This is a genomic window from Streptomyces sp. NPDC008137, assembly GCF_042957035.1.
Taxonomy (GTDB): domain Bacteria; phylum Actinomycetota; class Actinomycetes; order Streptomycetales; family Streptomycetaceae; genus Streptomyces.
The window spans coordinates 11,435-27,384 of sequence record NZ_JBIBHN010000038.1; the positions used below are offsets into that span (position 1 = coordinate 11,435).

The 15,950-nt window shown below is 73.7% G+C and carries 19 protein-coding genes; 11 read left to right on the forward strand and 8 right to left on the reverse strand.

Going from position 1 to position 15,950, the window contains the following annotated elements:
- Positions 1–56: 56 nt before the first annotated feature.
- Genes ACFZBT_RS36375 through ACFZBT_RS36395 form a run of 5 tightly spaced genes read right to left on the reverse strand, consistent with a single transcriptional unit; the run spans position 57 to position 3,946 of the window.
- Positions 57–1,172, reverse strand: a complete 1,116-nt coding sequence (locus ACFZBT_RS36375; protein ID WP_391113298.1) for a serine hydrolase — start codon at positions 1,170–1,172, stop codon at positions 57–59.
- Positions 1,169–2,086, reverse strand: coding sequence for a DUF6895 family protein (locus ACFZBT_RS36380; RefSeq protein ID WP_391113301.1), 918 nt, complete (start codon positions 2,084–2,086; stop codon positions 1,169–1,171). Before ACFZBT_RS36380 ends, ACFZBT_RS36375 begins: the two co-directional genes overlap by 4 nt.
- A complete protein-coding gene (locus tag ACFZBT_RS36385; protein WP_391113304.1) occupies positions 2,083–3,045 on the reverse strand; it encodes a DUF6895 family protein in 963 nt (320 codons plus the stop codon). Before ACFZBT_RS36385 ends, ACFZBT_RS36380 begins: the two co-directional genes overlap by 4 nt.
- A complete protein-coding gene (locus tag ACFZBT_RS36390) occupies positions 3,042–3,737 on the reverse strand; it encodes a hypothetical protein (RefSeq protein WP_391113307.1) in 696 nt (231 codons plus the stop codon). The genes ACFZBT_RS36385 and ACFZBT_RS36390 overlap by 4 nt, the downstream gene beginning before the upstream one ends.
- Positions 3,738–3,757: 20 nt before the next feature.
- The gene (locus ACFZBT_RS36395) at positions 3,758–3,946 is read right to left on the reverse strand and encodes a hypothetical protein (protein WP_391113310.1); all 189 of its coding nucleotides are present in this window, start codon (positions 3,944–3,946) and stop codon (positions 3,758–3,760) included.
- 208 nt (positions 3,947–4,154) lie between these two features.
- Between ACFZBT_RS36395 and ACFZBT_RS36400 the strand changes: the two genes are divergently transcribed.
- Together ACFZBT_RS36400 and ACFZBT_RS36405 are read left to right on the forward strand one after the other, a co-directional pair.
- Positions 4,155–4,688, forward strand: coding sequence for a DoxX family membrane protein (locus ACFZBT_RS36400; RefSeq protein ID WP_391113312.1), 534 nt, complete (start codon positions 4,155–4,157; stop codon positions 4,686–4,688).
- Positions 4,689–4,766: 78 nt separating this feature from the next.
- Entirely contained in the window at positions 4,767–5,330 is a 564-nt protein-coding gene (locus ACFZBT_RS36405; protein ID WP_391113315.1) for a hemerythrin domain-containing protein, read from the forward strand.
- A 60-nt stretch (positions 5,331–5,390) separates the two neighbouring features.
- On the opposite strand, the gene ACFZBT_RS36410 is transcribed toward ACFZBT_RS36405, so the two are convergent.
- Complete coding sequence (locus ACFZBT_RS36410; protein ID WP_391113318.1) at positions 5,391–6,365, reverse strand: NAD-dependent epimerase/dehydratase family protein; 975 nt, start codon at positions 6,363–6,365, stop codon at positions 5,391–5,393.
- A gap of 131 nt (positions 6,366–6,496) precedes the next feature.
- Complete coding sequence (locus tag ACFZBT_RS36415) at positions 6,497–7,027, reverse strand: hypothetical protein (RefSeq protein ID WP_391113321.1); 531 nt, start codon at positions 7,025–7,027, stop codon at positions 6,497–6,499.
- Between the two features lie 252 nt (positions 7,028–7,279).
- Here ACFZBT_RS36415 and ACFZBT_RS36420 point away from each other — a divergent pair, with 252 nt between their 5' ends.
- Together ACFZBT_RS36420 and ACFZBT_RS36425 are read left to right on the forward strand one after the other, a co-directional pair.
- Positions 7,280–7,912 carry a hypothetical protein gene (locus tag ACFZBT_RS36420; protein WP_391113446.1) on the forward strand — a complete coding sequence of 211 codons (633 nt, stop codon included), beginning with the start codon at positions 7,280–7,282 and terminating at the stop codon, positions 7,910–7,912.
- On the forward strand, positions 7,909–8,445 hold the full coding sequence (locus ACFZBT_RS36425) for a hypothetical protein (RefSeq protein ID WP_391113324.1): 537 nt from the start codon (positions 7,909–7,911) through the stop codon (positions 8,443–8,445). Before ACFZBT_RS36420 ends, ACFZBT_RS36425 begins: the two co-directional genes overlap by 4 nt.
- A 30-nt stretch (positions 8,446–8,475) precedes the next feature.
- Here ACFZBT_RS36425 and ACFZBT_RS36430 read toward each other — a convergent pair whose 3' ends face one another.
- Positions 8,476–8,799, reverse strand: a complete 324-nt coding sequence (locus ACFZBT_RS36430; RefSeq protein ID WP_391113327.1) for a hypothetical protein — start codon at positions 8,797–8,799, stop codon at positions 8,476–8,478.
- 166 nt (positions 8,800–8,965) lie between these two features.
- Here ACFZBT_RS36430 and ACFZBT_RS36435 point away from each other — a divergent pair, with 166 nt between their 5' ends.
- From ACFZBT_RS36435 to ACFZBT_RS36465, 7 genes are all read left to right on the forward strand, one after another.
- Positions 8,966–9,820 (forward strand): fructosamine kinase family protein, encoded by an 855-nt coding sequence (locus ACFZBT_RS36435; RefSeq protein ID WP_391113330.1) that lies wholly within the window; start codon positions 8,966–8,968, stop codon positions 9,818–9,820.
- A 479-nt stretch (positions 9,821–10,299) separates the two neighbouring features.
- Positions 10,300–11,949, forward strand: a complete 1,650-nt coding sequence (locus ACFZBT_RS36440) for an ATP-binding protein (RefSeq protein WP_391113332.1) — start codon at positions 10,300–10,302, stop codon at positions 11,947–11,949.
- On the forward strand, positions 11,946–12,368 hold the full coding sequence (locus ACFZBT_RS36445) for a roadblock/LC7 domain-containing protein (RefSeq protein WP_391113335.1): 423 nt from the start codon (positions 11,946–11,948) through the stop codon (positions 12,366–12,368). Before ACFZBT_RS36440 ends, ACFZBT_RS36445 begins: the two co-directional genes overlap by 4 nt.
- Positions 12,365–12,727: a DUF742 domain-containing protein gene (locus ACFZBT_RS36450; protein WP_391113339.1), complete on the forward strand. Its 363-nt coding sequence runs from the start codon at positions 12,365–12,367 to the stop codon at positions 12,725–12,727. Before ACFZBT_RS36445 ends, ACFZBT_RS36450 begins: the two co-directional genes overlap by 4 nt.
- The gene (locus ACFZBT_RS36455) at positions 12,699–13,325 is read left to right on the forward strand and encodes an ATP/GTP-binding protein (RefSeq protein WP_391113343.1); all 627 of its coding nucleotides are present in this window, start codon (positions 12,699–12,701) and stop codon (positions 13,323–13,325) included. The genes ACFZBT_RS36450 and ACFZBT_RS36455 overlap by 29 nt, the downstream gene beginning before the upstream one ends.
- Entirely contained in the window at positions 13,322–14,560 is a 1,239-nt protein-coding gene (locus ACFZBT_RS36460; RefSeq protein WP_391113346.1) for a cytochrome P450, read from the forward strand. Before ACFZBT_RS36455 ends, ACFZBT_RS36460 begins: the two co-directional genes overlap by 4 nt.
- Positions 14,557–15,783, forward strand: coding sequence for a cytochrome P450 (locus ACFZBT_RS36465; protein WP_391113349.1), 1,227 nt, complete (start codon positions 14,557–14,559; stop codon positions 15,781–15,783). The genes ACFZBT_RS36460 and ACFZBT_RS36465 overlap by 4 nt, the downstream gene beginning before the upstream one ends.
- The last annotated feature ends 167 nt before the right edge of the window (positions 15,784–15,950 follow it).

A 15,950-nucleotide genomic window follows, 5' to 3' on the forward strand; every position in this document is an offset into this window, starting at 1 on the left:
AGTCAGAGCGGTCCGGCGCCGGCGCGGCACATGCCGTCGGCGCCGGGCCGGGCCCGTCAGTCCTCCGTCAGCAGCGCGTACGCGGTGGCCAGGAACGGGTCGTGGCCCCGGAAGCGGCGGGTGCACACGGCGGCCAGCGCCGTGCCGGTGTCGGGCCGGAAGCCCAGGAACGCCTGCTGGCCGAGGGTCGCCCCGCTGTGGAAGTAGAGCGGTCCGCCGTCGGTCGGGTGACAGAACCAGGCGGTGGTGTGGACGTGCCGGTGCCCGATGCCCCGGCGGAGCACGGGCCGGCGCACCGCGCGCAGGGGCGCGGCCAGTCGGGATGGTGCCCCGGCGGGGTCCAGATGGGCCTCGAGGAAGGTGAGCAGGTCGTGCGGCGTGGCCCGTACGGCGCCCGCGGCCTGGAAGCCTCCGGCGTCGAAGGGGGGCACGGGTGACCGGCCGTCGCTGCCGTGCCCGAGTGCGTCGCATCCGGAGCCGTCCGCGCGCAGGGTCGTGCCGTCCAGGCCGAGCGGGTGCAGGATCTGGCCGGTGAGCAGGCCTTCCCACGGTGTGGCGGTCGCGGCGGCGAGCGCGTGTCCGAGTACGGCGACACCGTAGTTGGAGTAGCGCCACCGGGTGCCGGGGCGATGGCGCGGCGGGTGGCGCAGGAAGGCGTCGACGACCCGGGCGGCCGGGAAACGGCCGTAGGGGTTGGTGTGCCAGGCGGGCAGGGCCCGGAGGAGGAAGCCGGGCGGCAGGGCGGGCAGTCCGGAGGTGTGGGTGATCAGATGGGCGAGCGTCACCGGGTGGGCACCGGTGGGCCGTCCCCTGTCCAGGAAGGCGATGGCCGGTTCACCGCCGGACAGCCGTCCGCTGTCGATCAGCCGGGCCAGCAGCAGCCCGGTGAACGTCTTGGCGGCCGAGCCGATCTCGTACCGCAGGTCCTCTCGGGGAATCGGCGGAGGCGGGGCGGTACCGCCGCTCAGGACGGTGCGGCGGCCGTGCCGCGAGAGGGCGAACACGACGTCCGGGGCATCGGCCGCTGTGACGGCGTCCGCGAGCCGCGCGCCGAACGGCCCGTCCTCCCGGGGAGGATCCGCCGACCGGACGCGCGGTGCGGGGTGAGCGGCCGCGGCACGGGAGGCGTCGGACGGTTCACCCTGCCGCGAGGCGTCCCGGTGAGTCGTCATGAGGCGTGTGCCAGGCGGGACAGGGAGCGGGAGGTGGCCAGTACGGAGGCGTAGGCGGCGACCAGGGTCGGGTGGTAGACGATGTCGAACACCTCGTCGGGGGCGCCCTCGGGCATCGTCCGCAGGGCCGGCATGGCCCCGTCGGGCTGCTGTGCGGCGGCGAAGCCCTCCCAGGCCCGCTCGTCCAGGGTGGGGCGGGGCAGACAGGCGTCGACCACCAGCAGTTCGCCGAGCAGGTCCCAGCGCTCCAGGTCCAGCCAGTCGTCGATCCAGACGGGCAGCCAGGTCGCGAGGTAGTCGGCGGTGGCGGGCGGCAGGCCGTCCGGGTTCTCTCCCCAGTCGGTCAGGTGGAACACGTTGTGCGTGACGTCGTAGGCGATGTGCCCTTCCACCGTCCAGGGCTCGGGGGTGCGGGCCAGCCAGGTGGTCTCCCGCAGTTCGGCTTCCGGAGGACGCGGCGGGAGACCGAACCGGCGCTGGAACGCGGACAGTCCGAGCCGCCGGGTGGGGGTCGCCTCGAACGACACCCAGCTGTCCAGCCGGTGGTTCAGGGCGGCGGCCCGCTCCACCTCCGGCTGGCTGTAGCCGAGTTCCTTGAAGGGCAGGTACACCTCGAACGGGATGGGGGAGATCGGCTCGGTGAGCTGCCCGCGCACCAGCATGCGGCCGCCGTCCAGCGTCTCGCGCCAGGCGTGATCGAGGAGTTGGCGGGCGAGCTGTGCCTGGCGCGATCCCGCCACGCCCTCACGGAACAGCACCTTGCAGATCATGGCGAGTTCGCCGATGGGTTTGAAGCGCTCCAGGAAGCCGACCTCCGGGTCGACATCGGGTTCCAGCGCGAATCCGTCGCGGTGGGCCCACAGCCATTCCAGGGCGCCTGCTCCGACGTTGTGGATCAGGCGGGTGTCGGTCATCCCAGCACTCCTTGTCCGCCGGGCCGGTGGTGTGCACCCGCCCGTGCTGCGTCCTCGAGACGCCCCGTGGTCAGGGTTGCCGCGAAGGCGGCCATGAGGGTGGGGTGGTAGTGGGTGAGGAAGTCCGGGCCGCCGTCGTGGTCCGTTCCGCCTCCTTGCTCCGGGATCGCGCCGGTGGGGTGCTGTACCGCCGCGACCCGTGCCCAGGCGTCCTCGAGGACGGCGGGTTCGGGCAGCAGCGGCAGGCTCGCCGCCACGGCCAGCAGCTCGCAGCCCAGGTCCCACATCCCGGCGTCCAGACAGGTGTCGAGCCAGGGCGGCAGCCAGTCGGCCAGGTAGCCGGCGACGTCCGGTGGTACGCCCCCGGGCCCGGCGCGGCCCCAGTCGGTGAGGTGGAAGACCACGTGGGTGAGGGAGTAGCCGGAGGACTTCTCGAAGGTCCAGGGCTCGGGCAGTCCGGCCAGCCAGGTGTGCCGCAGGGCCTGCGGCATCGCGTCGGACCGCCGGATACCGCTGCGGCTCTCGGCATTCAGGACGCCGAGCCGCCGGGTGGGCTCCTGTTCGGTGAGCCGCCAGCCGCGGGTGCGGGCCACCGTGGCGGTGGCCGCCTCGTAGCCGGGGTGCCGCAGGCCCGCCGCGGCCATGGCCGCGTACACCTCCAGCGGGTAGGTGGCGAAGGGCTCCAGCCGTTGCAGACGCACGAACAGCTCTCCCCGGCCGGTCTGTTGCCAGGCGAAGGTCATGAGGTCGGCCGCGCAGGCGTGGAGCGGGTCCGGGGGCGCGGTGTGCAGGGACACGGTCGCGCACACCTGGGCCAGTTCCCCGAGCGGTTTCCAGCTGCGGTTCACCTCTCCGTCGGCGGCCAGCGCGTCGTCGCCCAGCGCGAACCGCTCGCGATGCGCGGACACCCACGCCAGCGCGTCCTCGGCCACCTGCCGCGGTCCCCGTACGTCCCTCACACGAACGCTCCCGTCCGGGTGAGCCGGGCGGCTCTCAACTGCAGTGCCACGAGCGGGTCCTGGCCGCCCATCAGCTCCACGAAGTCCAGGCCGTTCTCGAGCCCCAGCGTCCGCGGTACGCCGTCCAGCAGGGTCAGCCAGCGTCCGGCGCCGGCCGCCTGCCGCCAGTCCCTGCGGCGTACGGCGCGCACGAAGCCGCGGGCGACGTCGACCGGCCGGTGCGCGGCGGCGCGGGCGACCGCGCTGTCCTCGCCGGGCAGGGCGAGGGCGGCCAGCACCGCGAGCTGGTGCGTCAGGAGCTGCCAGCTCGCGCCCTCCAGCCAGGCGGCGTCGGGTTCTTCGCCCGGACCGCCGGCGTGGCCCGGGTCGAGCCGCAGCAGTGTGCGTCGCATGGCCCAGTGGCTCCACACGACGGTGGGCGCGGCCTGGGGGCCGGGCGGGTAGGTCTCCACGGCCTGGCGGAACACGGCGAGTTCGCCGGGCGGGGGCGGGTTGTGCAGAAGGGTGCTCGGGAGCAACGCGTCGGCTCCCAGCACACGTACGGCCGCGAGGGCGAGTCCCTCGGCTTCCGGGTCGGCCGCCACGGGGGCGGCCGCACGAGCGTGGTCTCCGCTCCGAAGAGCGGAGACCACGCCGGAAGCGAGGTCCTGCACCGCGTCCTGCAAGAGAGACGAAGTGCCTGACTGCTTCATGGTTGCTCCTGTCGGTCCACTCAACCCTTCTTGGGGCGCGGGGTGGGCGGCGACAGGAGGAGACCGAATCCGCCCTTGAACAGCGCGAGTGCGGCGCACTCACGGCTGTCGCGGTAGATTCCGTCGGTTTCCGCCGGGTCGAGTGCCGCCTCGATGTCGGCACTCTGGATGCCCGTCAGTTCCTTGGTGACCTTCTCGGTGGAAGTCATTGCACCATCTCCTTGGGGGAAGCGGATGCTTCTCCTCTAGTGCACCTGATGCGGACAAATCATGCCAACTTACCCATGAGTTTATTTCGATCACATATTCAACATCCGGCCCACGCGTACCAGCCCTGCGGCACGAACCGGGTGCGTGCCTTCGCCGCAGGCGGGGAACCCGGCGAGCGGCGTAACCCACCGACACCTGGAGAGGGCCATGAGTCTGTTGCGTGTGCTCGGCCGCCCCATGCTGGCCTCGATGTTCCTGACGGGCGGCCTGAGTTCCGTCCGTGCCCCGGAGGACGTCGCCCCGGTCGCCGAGCCTGTCGTACAACCGGTCACCGAACGTGTCTCGGCGCTGCCCGACCGCACCGAGCAGGTCGTACGGCTGAGCGGCGCCGTGCAGGTCGTGGCGGGCCTGATGCTGGCCACGGGGCGCATGCCACGTCCGGCAGCGCTGGCCATCGCCGCCACTCTGGTGCCCACGACGCTGGCGGCGCACCGCTTCTGGGAGGTGGAGGACCCCTCTGAACGGGCCGAGCAGCGCGTCCACTTCTTCAAGAACATGTCCATGCTCGGCGGGCTGCTGATCGCCGCCGACGACACCGGCGCCCGCCCCTCGCTGCTGTGGCGTGGCACCCACGCCGCGCGGGGACTGCGGCACGACGCGGGACTGGTGCGCCGCTCCGTCCGTGCCACCGCCCGTCCGGCGGCCGCTGCCGGGCGAGTCCGGGCCAGGCTCCCCGTCTGAGCCGTCGGCGGTGCCGGTCCGGCGCCGCGCGTTAGCCCATCCGTGGCCGGGGGGACCCGGGGGCTGGAGGTGAGGGACATGGGACACGGAGGAAACATCATCGACGAGCTGGTGACCGATCACCGCGAAGTCGAGGAGATGTTCGGCAGGATCGAGGCACTGCCGTCCGGTCACCGGGACCGCAAGGTGTACGCGGACCAGGTCACGATCGAGCTGGTACGGCACTCGGTGGCGGAGGAGGCCTATCTGTATCCGGCCGTACGCGAGCACGTGGCGGGCGGGGACGTCCTCGCCGACCGGGAACTCGCCGACCACGCCACGGCCGAGCGGATCATGAAGGACCTGGAGGGCTGCGACACGGGCGACGCCGACTTCGACCGGCTGATGGGCATGCTGATGAGCGAGATCCGCGCCCACCTCGCGGACGAGGAGGGGGCGCTCTTCCCCGCGCTGCGGCAGGCCTGTCCGATGGACACGCTCAACGAGCTGGGCGACAAGGTCCGCAGGGCGAAGAGGACCGCCCCGACCCGGCCCCACCCGGCCGCCCCCGACAAGCCGCCGGCGAACAAGCTCCTGGCTCCGGGCACGGGGATGGTCGACCGGCTGCGCGACGCGCTGACCGGACGCGGCAAGTTCGACTAGGACACCGCCGCACGCCGGGCAGCGCCGCGCCTGCGGTGGGGGGACAGGCGCCCGGGTGGGTCAGCCGGCCATCGCGGCAGACGCGTCCTCGCGGAACCAGGCGATCGCCCGCCGCAGACCTTCCTCGGCGCGTACCCGCGGCTCCCAGCCGAGCTTGTCGCGGGCCAGCGTGATGTCCGGGCAGCGCGCGGCCGGGTCGTCCACCGGGCGGGCGACGGGGCGGATCTCCGAGGAGGAGCCGGTGAGTTCGATCACCAGCCGCGCCAGGTCGAGCATGCTGATCTCGGTCGGGCTGCCGATGTTGACGGGGCCGCGCATGCCGTGGGCGGCCGCCGCCAGGACGCCGCGCACGGTGTCGTCGACGTAGCACAGCGACCGGGTCTGCCGGCCGTCGCCGGTCACGGTGAGGGGCTCGCCCGCCAAGGCCTGCCGGACGAAGGCCGGGACCACGCGTCCGTCGTCGCCGCGCATCCGCGGGCCGTAGGTGTTGAACAGCCGCACGACGCAGGTGTCGGTGCCGTGGGTCTCGGCGTGGGCGGTGGTCAGCGCCTCGCCGAAGCGTTTGGCCTCGCCGTAGACGCCGCGTGGTCCGACGGGGTTGGCGTTGCCCCGGTAGCGCTCGTCCTGCGGGTGCTGCTGAGGGTCGCCGTAGACCTCGGCGGCCGAGGCCAGGACGAAGCGGGCCCGGGAGGAGTGTGCGAGGTCGAGTGCGTTGCGGGTGCCGAGGCTGCCCGTCTCCAGGGTGTGCAGCGGCAGCCGCAGATAGTCCGCCGGGGACGACGGGGAGGCGAAGTGCAGGACGAGGTCGGGCCGCTGCCTGACCGGCAGTTCCTCCGCGACGTCGGCCTGCACCAGGGTGAAGCCGGGCCGTTCGAGCAGCGGGGAGATGTTCTCCGGCCTGCCGGTGCTGAAGTCGTCCACGCAGGTGACGGCGGCGCCCGCGTCCAGCAGGGCCGCGCAGAGATGGGATCCGACGAATCCGGCACCGCCCGTGACGACGGCGTGTTCCCAGCTTTGTGAGAGGGCGGTGGTCATGTCGGTCTCTCCTCCGTCGGCGTCGTGGCCACGCCCAGCGTCCGCCGCCCGGGCGGGCGGGGCACGGTCGTGTACGTCAAAGAGGTGAGTGACGGAGGGTGAGGAACGGGGGCCCCGTCCGGGGCACCGGGTCACGCGACCGGTGTGCGGCCCGGGTGGAGGCGGTCCAGGAGCCGGGAGTGATGCAGACGGGCCACGGGGGCGAGCAGGTCGGGGTGGCGCAGCAGGGCAGCGGCGCGGCGGTCGCCGTCGTCGGGGGTGAGAAGCCTGCGGAACTCGGCCGAGGTGCCGGTGCCGCGGCTGCCCTCGGCGAGCGCGGCCACGGCCCGGCCGGCCAGCTCCGGGTCGCCGAGCAGGCAGGCGGCCCAGCTCGCGACGACCTCGTCCACCCAGGTGCGCCAGGCGTGCGCGTCGTCACCGTCGTCGCCCGGGGCCGCGTCGGCGCCGGTGACCCAGTCGAGCCGCGCGGAGCCGCCGGGGCCCGCCAGTCCGAGCAGGGCGGCGTCCGTCTCCGTCGGGTACCTGAGCCACGCCGCGACCGTCACCGCCTGCCGGGCCTGTGCCTCGCACAGGGCGGAGGCCAGCGCGCCTCCGGAAGCGGGGAAGGAACGGGTCAGCCACTGGGCGGTCGCCGCGATGACCGGGGAGAGATCTGCTTGCACTGCCGGGCCGTCCGAGAGGGTGGGGGACGTGGGGATCCGCTCGTAGACGCTAGTCGCAGCCGTGCTCGCCCGGGCGTGACAGGGGCCTCGTCCATGGCGTGGCCTCGGCCACATCGCCGGAGCCGCGACGGTGGGGACCCGGTGCCGTTTCGCCGCGAGGGGGCCGGGCACCCGGCCCGCGTGCTCTTCCACGGTCCCGGCGAGTCCGGCGAACCCACTGGTCCGGCCCGGCGTCCCCGAACCCGGTCGCCGCTGCGCACCCTGCGCTTCGACGGCTGGATCGCGGGGATCGGAACGGCGTCCGGCGCTCGTGTGGTGGTCGGGCACTGGGCGAGATCGCCGTTCGGGCCGTTCAGCGACGTGATGTTCGAGGAGCCCGGCGGTGCTCGGCTGCTGCTGGCGCCCTCGCGGGAGACGGCGGACTTCGTGGCCGGTACCTATGTCTTCGACGAGGTACGGGTCGTGCCGGTCGGGGTGCGGGTCACCGGCCGCCGGCACTGGGCCGTCTCGGCGCCGCCGCTCGGCCTGCGCTTCAGCACCGGCCACCGGGGCCTGCCGGGCCTCGCGCTGCGGGCGGTGCCGGGCCCGATCGCCACGAGTCCCTCGTGGATCGCGCTGTGGGACCGGCCCGCCCGGCTGCTGCTGGGCGCGCGCACCCACGGCAGCGCCCGGGCCGGCCGGCACCAGTGGTACGGCGCCCGGGACCTGCGCCCCGTCACCTCGGCCACCGTCAGCTACGAGGGCGAGAGCCTCGGCGCCCTCGCCCCGGTCGAGCCTCCCGTGCGGTTCGGGCCCGGCTCGACGCCCCGAAGACCCTGTGTCGTACGTGTCACCACGCGGGTGGCCGTGGCACAGGGCCGGAGCAGAACAGGAGCAGTGCCATGACGGAACAGCGAGCGGACCCGCCGGGCGCACCGGGTGCTCCGGCCACGGACATGTCCCTGCTGGGCATCTACCTCAACGACCATCTCGCCGGTGCCACCGCCGGGACCGCACGGGTCCGCTATCTGCTGCGCTCGTGCGGTGATCCGGCGCTCGCCGACGCCCTGGCCCCGATCGCCGACGAGATCGCCGAGGACCGGGCGAGCCTGCTGCACATCATGCGGCGGCTGGATGTCCCGGTGCGGCGCTACAAGGTCTACGCGGGCCGCGCGGCCGAGCAGATGGGGCGTCTGAAGAGCAACGGCAGCCTGGTACGGCGTTCCCCGCTGAGCACGCTGTGGGAGCTGGAGGCGCTGCGGCTGGGCGTGGACGGGAAGACCGCGGTCTGGCAGGCACTCCGCGCCCTGTCCGGCACGGACCGGCGCCTCGACGCGCGGCAGCTCGACGACCTGGTCGAACGGGCCCGCCGGCAGCACACCTCGCTGGAGGAACTGCGCCGCAGACAGGTCGATGTCGCCTTCCGCGAAACCACCTGACGCGGAGGCCGGCAAGAGATCAGCCCGGCTTCACCAGAATCTGCTGCTGAGGGCGGGCTGATGCGTCAGATCCACGGCGTCGCGCAGCCGCAGCGCGACGCTGATGGTGGCGCGCAGGGCCGAGGGACGCACGGTCTGGGCCGTCTCTGTGGCCAGGACCAGCAGACAGGACGCCGCCTGCTCGACGACCGACGCGGGGAGGGTGAAGTCGCTGTCGGCGGCCCCGCGGAACGCCTTCAGTGGGATCGCGGCTCCGTCGATGGCCCGCTGCGCGGCCTGCTCCAGGTGCTGCGCGGCCTGTTCGCACACGGGGGCGGGCAGGGCGATGGTGCGCTGGAACGGTGAAGTCGTCATGACCCGACTGCTCCCCCGGCGGTGGCCTGTTCTGTCGGTGGGCGACGGTATTTCACCGTCCCGCGTGACCGGTGCGTGGCGGATGTCCCGGACTCGGGACGCAGGGCGGCTCCGCCACGACCGTACGCTGGCCGGAGATCAACCACTGAGTCGAGGAGGACCACGTATGACCGCCCGCACGGACGCCGCCGCCCGGCTCACCGGACGGGTGGTCCGCGGCGAACGGCCCCTGTCCGGGGCCCTCGCGGAGGTCTCTCTCGACGACGGGCGGGTGGTGGTCGTCAAGCGTGCGGACCATCCGGGGGCCTCGCGGGCCGAGGCGGCCGGGCTGCGCTGGCTGGCCGGTGCCGGGACGGTACGGGTGCCGGGCGTGCACGGCCACGACGGGAGCTGGCTGGTCATCGACCGGGTTCCGCAGGGCCGGGCGAGCCGGGAGGCGGCGGCCCGTTTCGGTCGTGACCTGGCCGCCCTGCACGCCGCCGGGGCGCCCGCGTTCGGCGCGCCGCCACCGGACGGGCCCGCCGACGCGTACATCGGGCTCGCCCCGATGCGCAACGAGCCGGACACCGACTGGCCGCGCTGGTACGCCGCGCACCGTGTCCTGCCGTATCTGCGGCGGGCCGTCGACGAGGGCACCGTCCGCCACGCTGAGGCGGCCGTCGTGGAGCGGCTGTGCGAGCGCCTGCCCGGGCTGGCGGGGCCGGCCGAGCCGCCCGCCCGGCTGCACGGCGATCTGTGGAACGGCAACGTGCTGTGGGGGTCGGACGGGCAGGTGTGGCTGATCGACCCGGCCGCGCACGGCGGGCACCGCGAGACCGACCTGGCGATGCTGGGGCTCTTCGGCTGTCCCCACCTGGATGTGGTGCTGGAGGCCTACCAGGAGCAGGCGCCGCTCGCAGACGGCTGGGCGGACCGCACCGGCGTGCACCAGCTGTTCCCGCTGCTGGTGCACGCCGTGCTGTTCGGCCGGGGTTACGCGGAACGGGCCCTCTCGGTCGCCCGCGGCGCCTTGGCCGAGTGACCGGCCGGCGGGTCACGACGTGCCGTGGAGCGGGCCGGGCGGGTGTCACACGTGCGGTCGGCGGCCCCTCTCCTGGCGCGGGAAGCGCTGCGGGCCCGGTTCGCACCGGGCCGTCGATCACTCTCCGCCCGGCGGGACCAGGCGGGTCAGGGGCAGTCGTGAACAGGTGGCCGAGGCGCGGGGTGCGCTTGGCCAAGACCTGACTTGCCATGTCCGCGCATGCCCAGCGCGTTGCCCCGGCTTGGGAAAGGGATGGCCGGTGCGAGGGAGCAGGTTCCGCGGTGAGGCCTTCGGGCTCTGCGCTCCCTGCTCGGCAATCCCGACAGTTGATCCCAGATGCGAACAGACACCGATCACTTTCGGAACGAAGTGGCGCTCCACCGTGCGAGATCGGTCGATGACGGTGTGTACTGTGCTGCGGGTAGCTCGCCTGAGCGCCTCGGACTCCGCCCTGCCCGACTCTCCCTGGAATCTCTTCGATGATCGAACTACCGGACCTGGCCGTCGGTGGTCTCGCCCTCGGCACACTGTCCGCGTTCGCCCTCGGCGGCGGGCTGCTGCGCTCGCGGCGGCAACTGACCGCCCAGCGCGCGAAGACGGCCGCACTGCGGGCGCAACTCGACGGTACCTCCCGGGCGTTCACGGCCGAGGTCGAGCATCTGGCGGCGCGGCGCCTGCCCTCCGCGGCCCGGCAGGTGGCGCATCCCCACATCGCCGTGCCCGGCCCGCTGAGCCCGCAGCTCGCCGGTTCGCCCCTGGGCTTCGCGCTGGAGCAGGTGCTGAAGGGGCTGCACTCCGAACTCGCCGCACAGCGCACCCGGATCGACGCCGCCGCGCAGGCCGGGATGCGCGGCGCGACCCGGGAGATCCAGGCGGCGCTGTACCGGCTGCAGGACGCCCTGCGCGGTCTGCAACAGCGCTACGACGACCCCGAGCTGGCGCAGACCCTGTTCGAGCTGGACCACGAGAACGAGCAGTCGCTGCGCCGCGCGCAGATCGCGGCGGTGGTGTGCGGAGCCTGGGTCGGCCTCGCCCGGGAGGAGTCGCACCTCGTGGACGCGGTGACGGGCGGTCAGGCCCGGCTCGCGGGCTACCAGCGTGTCCGGATCCACAATCACCTGGAGGCCGGCACCGCCCTGGTGTCCCACGCCGTCGAGCCGGTCGCCATCATCGTCGCCGAACTGCTCGACAACGCGCTGCGGCACTCCGCGCCCGACACCGGCATCGTGGTCAATCTCGAGGCCGTCCACCACGGTGTCTGTGTCACCGTGGACGACGCCGGCCTGGGCATGACGCAGGACGAACGGGCCCGGGCCCAGCGGATGGTGGCCGGCCGCGAACCGATCCTGCTCACCGAGCTCGGCGACCCGCCGCGCATGGGACTCGCCGCGATCGGCCAGCTGACCCGGCAGTTCGATCTGAGCGTCGACCTGTCCTCCCCGTCGCCGTACGGCGGTGTGCGGGCGGTGCTGCGGGTCGACCGGCATCTGCTGACGCGGATAGACCCCGAGGAACTGCCCCCGGCGGCGAGCGCCCCACGCTCCACCCGCAAGGAGGCCGTGCGGGACACGGCCGGCGGCTCCGCCTCGCCCCGCGGCACGGAGCGGGGTGCGCCCGTGCCCGCCCCGTCCCGCCGGACCGAGCCCGCCCCGGCCACCGCGTCCGAAGGGTCCGACGCGTCCGACGCGTCCCAGCCGGCCGTCGGCGCCGAGCCGGCCGCCGGGTCCGAGAGGCCCGATCCAGCCCCCACCGCCCCAGACCACGAGCACGGCTACGGCACGGACCAGGACGACCGAGCCGCCTCCCCCGCCCCGGGCCATCACACCCCCGGCGACAGCGGCGGCCTCCCTCAGCGCCGGCGCCGCAGCCGGGCCACGCCGGCGTCGGACACCCAGGTCGCCGCATCCGCTCCCGCGCCCCGGCGCCGGCCCCGCCGCCCCGAGGAGTCCGCCGCCGCCCTCGGCGCGCTCCAGTCCGGCACGGCGGCCGGACGATCCGCCGCCGCCAGGCCGAACACCGGGGCCTCCCCAGCCGTACCTGAGGGTGCACCGGCCGTGACCACGGCCGACACGGCATCCGACGACACCGGCCACGACCGGAACGACCACGAAGGGGGAACGGCTCGATGACCAGCCGCGCAGCGGGGGACACGGCATGGGTGCTCGAACCGGTCCTGGAGGTGCCGCACGTCGTGGCGGCCGTCCTGCTCACCCGGGACGGACTCGTGACGGGCTACACCGACGCGCTGACACAGCCGTCCGCCGAGCGGGTCGCCGCCATCACCAGCACCGTGCAGGGCGCCTGCCGTACCGCGGCGGCGGCGTTCGCCGACACCGACCGGGCCGAGATACGGCAGGTCGTCATCGAGTCGGACCACGGCTATGTGCTCATCGTGCCGACGGACCACGGCACCTGTGTGGCGGCGTACGGCGATCCCGAGGTGCGTCTCGACCTGCTGGCCCACCGGGTGCACTCGCAGGTCGCCCGGCTGGGCGAGAAGGCGATGGCCGCCGGGCCCCGGGGCGGCGACGGCGGCACGCCGGCATGACCGGCCGCAGAGGCGGCCGTCCCCTGGTTCCCGCGTACCTGTCGACCGGCGGGGTGGCGCGGCCCAGCCGTGCCCATCTGGAGCGGCTGTCCGTGCTCACCGGCAGCGGTGCGCCGGCTCCCCCCGATCTGCCCGCCGCGCAGGCGGCCCTGCTGGAAGAGCTGGAGTACGGGTCGCTGACGGTCGTGGAGGCCGCCGCCCTGCTGCGACTGCCGGTCTCCGCCGTGCTGGTGCTCGCCGCCGGCCTCGTCGACCGCGACCTGGCACTGGCCCGCGCGCCCATCCCGCCCGCCCGACGCTTCGACCCCGACCTGCTGAAGAGAGTGGCCGATGGCCTCCGCGACCTCAAGCACCGTTGACGCCGAGCCCGGCGGCACGGACATCCACCTCCCCGACACCGCGCGCGATCTGGTGAAGATCCTGGTCACCGGGCCTTTCGGGGTGGGCAAGACCACCCTGATCCGCTCCGTCTCCGAGATCCGCCCGCTGCACACGGAGGAGCGGCTCACCGAGGCGTCCGCTCCGGTGGACGACCTCGCCGGGGTGCGGGAGAAGTCGACCACCACGGTCGCCATCGACTTCGGCCGGATCAGCCTGCCGGGCGGGATCGTGCTGTACCTGTTCGGCACGCCCGGCCAGGAGCGGTTCAGGCCGCTGTGGGACGACATCGCCTACGGGGCGCTCGGCGCGCTCGTCCTGGTCGACGCCCGCCGGATCGACGCCTCGTTCGACGTGCTCGGGCTGGTGGAGGAGACCGGGCTGCCGTACGCGGTCGCCTTCAACACCTTCCCGGACGCGCCCCGCCACCACACGCCCGAACAGTTGCGCGCCGCCCTGGACCTGGAGCCGACGACCCCGATGGTGACCTGCGACGCGCGGGAGGCGGACTCCTCGATCGACTCCCTGCTCGCCCTGGTCCAGCACCTGATCGACCACCGACCCGCGGAGCACCGGTGACACATCCGTCCCCCGCTGAGCAGGCCTTCTCCCTCGCCTCGCCCGTACGCCTCTGGGAGGACGGTTTCGCCCGCGACCCCGCCCCCTACTACGCGGCCCTGCGCGCTCAGGGCCCGGTCGGCTGGGCGGAACTCGCGCCCGGTGTGGCGGCGTACGTCGTCACGGACCGGCGGGCGGCACTCGACCTGCTGCACGACACGGAGACGTTCTCGCACGATCCCCGGCCGTGGGAGGCGACCGTCCCCGACGACTCCCCGGTGCTCGGGATGATGCGCTGGCGGCCCAACACCCTGTTCGCCGACGGCGCCGCCCACATCCGCTACCGCACCGCGCTGACCGACGCCTTCGACCTGGTGGAGCCGCACGATCTGCGGGACCGGATCCACCGGGCGGTGCACCTGCTGGTGAGCAGGTTCGGGCCGCGGGGCGAGGCCGACCTGGTCGGCGAGTTCACCCGGCCGCTGATGGCGCTGGTGTTCAACAGCCTCTTCGGGCTGCCGGACAGCGCGAGCGACAGGCTCGACTCGGCGCTCGGCAAGCTGATCGAGGGCGGCGCGCAGGCGGCTCAGGGCGAGGCCGAGTTCGGCGGATACGTGCTGGAGCTGATCGCCGCCAAGACCGAGCGGCGCGGCGACGACCTGCCGAGCTGGCTGCTGGACCATCCGGCGGGGCTGACCCCCGAGGAGGTCACCTGGCAGGTGTTCCTCACGCTCGGCGCGGGTCACGAGCCGACGGCCAACCTGGTGTCCAACGCGCTGTCCAGGATCCTCGGCAACCCGGCCTTCTACTCGACGCTCACCAGCGGCGCCCGCCCCGTGACCGACGCGGTGCTGGAGGTGCTGCACCACGAGACGCCGCTCGCCAACTACGGCATCCACTACGCCCGCACGCCGGTGACCTTCCACGGCGTGTGGCTCAGGGCGGCGGTGCCGGTGGTGATCTCGTACGGGGCGCTGGCGCAGGCCGCCGAGCAGGAGCGCGGCGCGGACCGCCACCCGGGGGACGCCTCCCATCTGTCCTGGTCGGCGGGTCCGCACGCCTGCCCGGTGAAGCAGCACACGCTGCTCATCGCCACCGAGGCGATCGAACGGCTCACCCAGTGGCTGCCCGACCTCGAACCCGTGCTGCCCCGCGAGCGCCTCACCTGGCGTCCCGGGCCCTTCCACCGCTCGCTGACGGCGCTGCCCGTCCGTTTCAGCCCCCGCTCCCCCGACCAGCCAGGAGGACGACCTTGACCGTGACCGACCGCATCGCTCTCGACCCGTTCGGCGCCGACATAGCGGGCGAGAGCGCCCGCCTGCGCTCGCTCGGCGCGATCGTGCCCGTGGAGCTGCCCGGTGGCATCCCCGCCTGGGCTCCCACGCGCTACGACACGCTGAAGGAGCTCATCCTCGATCCGCGGGTCAGCAGGGACCCGCGGCTGCACTGGCGGCTGTGGCCCGAGGTCGGCGAGCACCCGTCCTGGGGCTGGATCCTGGGCTGGGTGGGCGTGGTCAACATGCTCTCCACGTACGGCGCGGACCACACGCGGCTGCGCAAGCTGGTGGCGCCCAGCTTCACGCACCGGCGCACCGAGGCGATGCGGCCCCGCGTGGAGGCCATCACGAAGGAGCTGCTGGACGCGCTCGCGGCGGCCGACAGCGAGGTCGTGGACCTCAAGGAGGGGTTCGCCCATCCGCTGCCCATGCGACTGATCTGCGAACTGTTCGGTGTCCCCGACGCGTTGCGGGACGACACCGCCCGCATGATCGCGGCCATCATGGACACCACGGACCCGAGTCCGGAGCACGCCGCGTCCGTCCAGCGGCAGATCGGCACGGTGCTGCCCGCGCTGATCACGTACAAGGCGGCGCACCCCGGCGACGACATGACCACCGAGCTGATCCGGGTCCGGGACGAGGACGGCGACCGGCTCAGCGACGAGGAGCTGCTGTACACGCTGCTGCTGGTCATCGGGGCCGGCTTCGAGACCACCGTCAATCTGATAGGCAACGCGGCCGTGGCCCTGCTCCGGCGCCCCGAGCAGCTGGCCGCCGTGCGGTCGGGGGAGATCGGCTGGGACGCCGTCGTCGACGAGACGCTGCGCGCGCACCCGTCGATCGCGTCGCTGCCGCTGCGGTTCGCCGTCACCGACCTCACCGTCGGCGACATCACCATCCCGGCCGGCGACGCCATCCTCACGACGTACGCCGCCGCGGGACTCGACCCCGAGCACTACGGTGCGGACGCCGACCTCTTCGACGCCACGCGCGCCTCCGACGACCATCTGGCGTTCGGGATCGGGGTCCACCGGTGCATCGGCGCACCACTGGCCCGCCTGGAGGCGCTCACCGCGCTGCCCGCCCTGTTCGACCGCTTCCCCGGCCTGTCCCTGGCCACCGGTGACGAGGGCCTGAGGCAGGTGCCGTCGTTCATCGCCTTCGGCTGGCAGGAGATCCCGGTGCGGCTGCGGGGCTGAGAGGCGGCCGAGGGCAGCTCGCGGGAGCGCGACCGGTCCCCCGTTCCGGTCGTGCCCCCGCGGTGCGTTGAACTTACGTCCATGGCAGAGGCCTTGTGAACCGCGTCGATGCCCGTTGCACGCTCAACGAGGCTCACCCGTGCACAGCTGAGTCCGGTTGGACCGGT

Excerpts from the sequence above, each read along its gene's own strand:
- ACFZBT_RS36375 (WP_391113298.1), bottom strand. The coding sequence starts at position 1,172 with ATGACGACTCACCGGGACGCCTCGCGGCAGGGTGAACCGTCCGACGCC.
- ACFZBT_RS36380 (WP_391113301.1), bottom strand. The coding sequence starts at position 2,086 with ATGACCGACACCCGCCTGATCCACAACGTCGGAGCAGGCGCCCTGGAA.
- ACFZBT_RS36390 (WP_391113307.1), bottom strand. The coding sequence starts at position 3,737 with ATGAAGCAGTCAGGCACTTCGTCTCTCTTGCAGGACGCGGTGCAGGAC.
- ACFZBT_RS36395 (WP_391113310.1), bottom strand. The coding sequence starts at position 3,946 with ATGACTTCCACCGAGAAGGTCACCAAGGAACTGACGGGCATCCAGAGT.
- ACFZBT_RS36400 (WP_391113312.1), top strand. The coding sequence starts at position 4,155 with ATGAGTCTGTTGCGTGTGCTCGGCCGCCCCATGCTGGCCTCGATGTTC.
- ACFZBT_RS36405 (WP_391113315.1), top strand. The coding sequence starts at position 4,767 with ATGGGACACGGAGGAAACATCATCGACGAGCTGGTGACCGATCACCGC.
- ACFZBT_RS36410 (WP_391113318.1), bottom strand. The coding sequence starts at position 6,365 with ATGACCACCGCCCTCTCACAAAGCTGGGAACACGCCGTCGTCACGGGC.
- ACFZBT_RS36425 (WP_391113324.1), top strand. The coding sequence starts at position 7,909 with ATGACGGAACAGCGAGCGGACCCGCCGGGCGCACCGGGTGCTCCGGCC.
- ACFZBT_RS36430 (WP_391113327.1), bottom strand. The coding sequence starts at position 8,799 with ATGACGACTTCACCGTTCCAGCGCACCATCGCCCTGCCCGCCCCCGTG.
- ACFZBT_RS36435 (WP_391113330.1), top strand. The coding sequence starts at position 8,966 with ATGACCGCCCGCACGGACGCCGCCGCCCGGCTCACCGGACGGGTGGTC.
- ACFZBT_RS36440 (WP_391113332.1), top strand. The coding sequence starts at position 10,300 with ATGATCGAACTACCGGACCTGGCCGTCGGTGGTCTCGCCCTCGGCACA.
- ACFZBT_RS36445 (WP_391113335.1), top strand. The coding sequence starts at position 11,946 with ATGACCAGCCGCGCAGCGGGGGACACGGCATGGGTGCTCGAACCGGTC.
- ACFZBT_RS36450 (WP_391113339.1), top strand. The coding sequence starts at position 12,365 with ATGACCGGCCGCAGAGGCGGCCGTCCCCTGGTTCCCGCGTACCTGTCG.
- ACFZBT_RS36455 (WP_391113343.1), top strand. The coding sequence starts at position 12,699 with ATGGCCTCCGCGACCTCAAGCACCGTTGACGCCGAGCCCGGCGGCACG.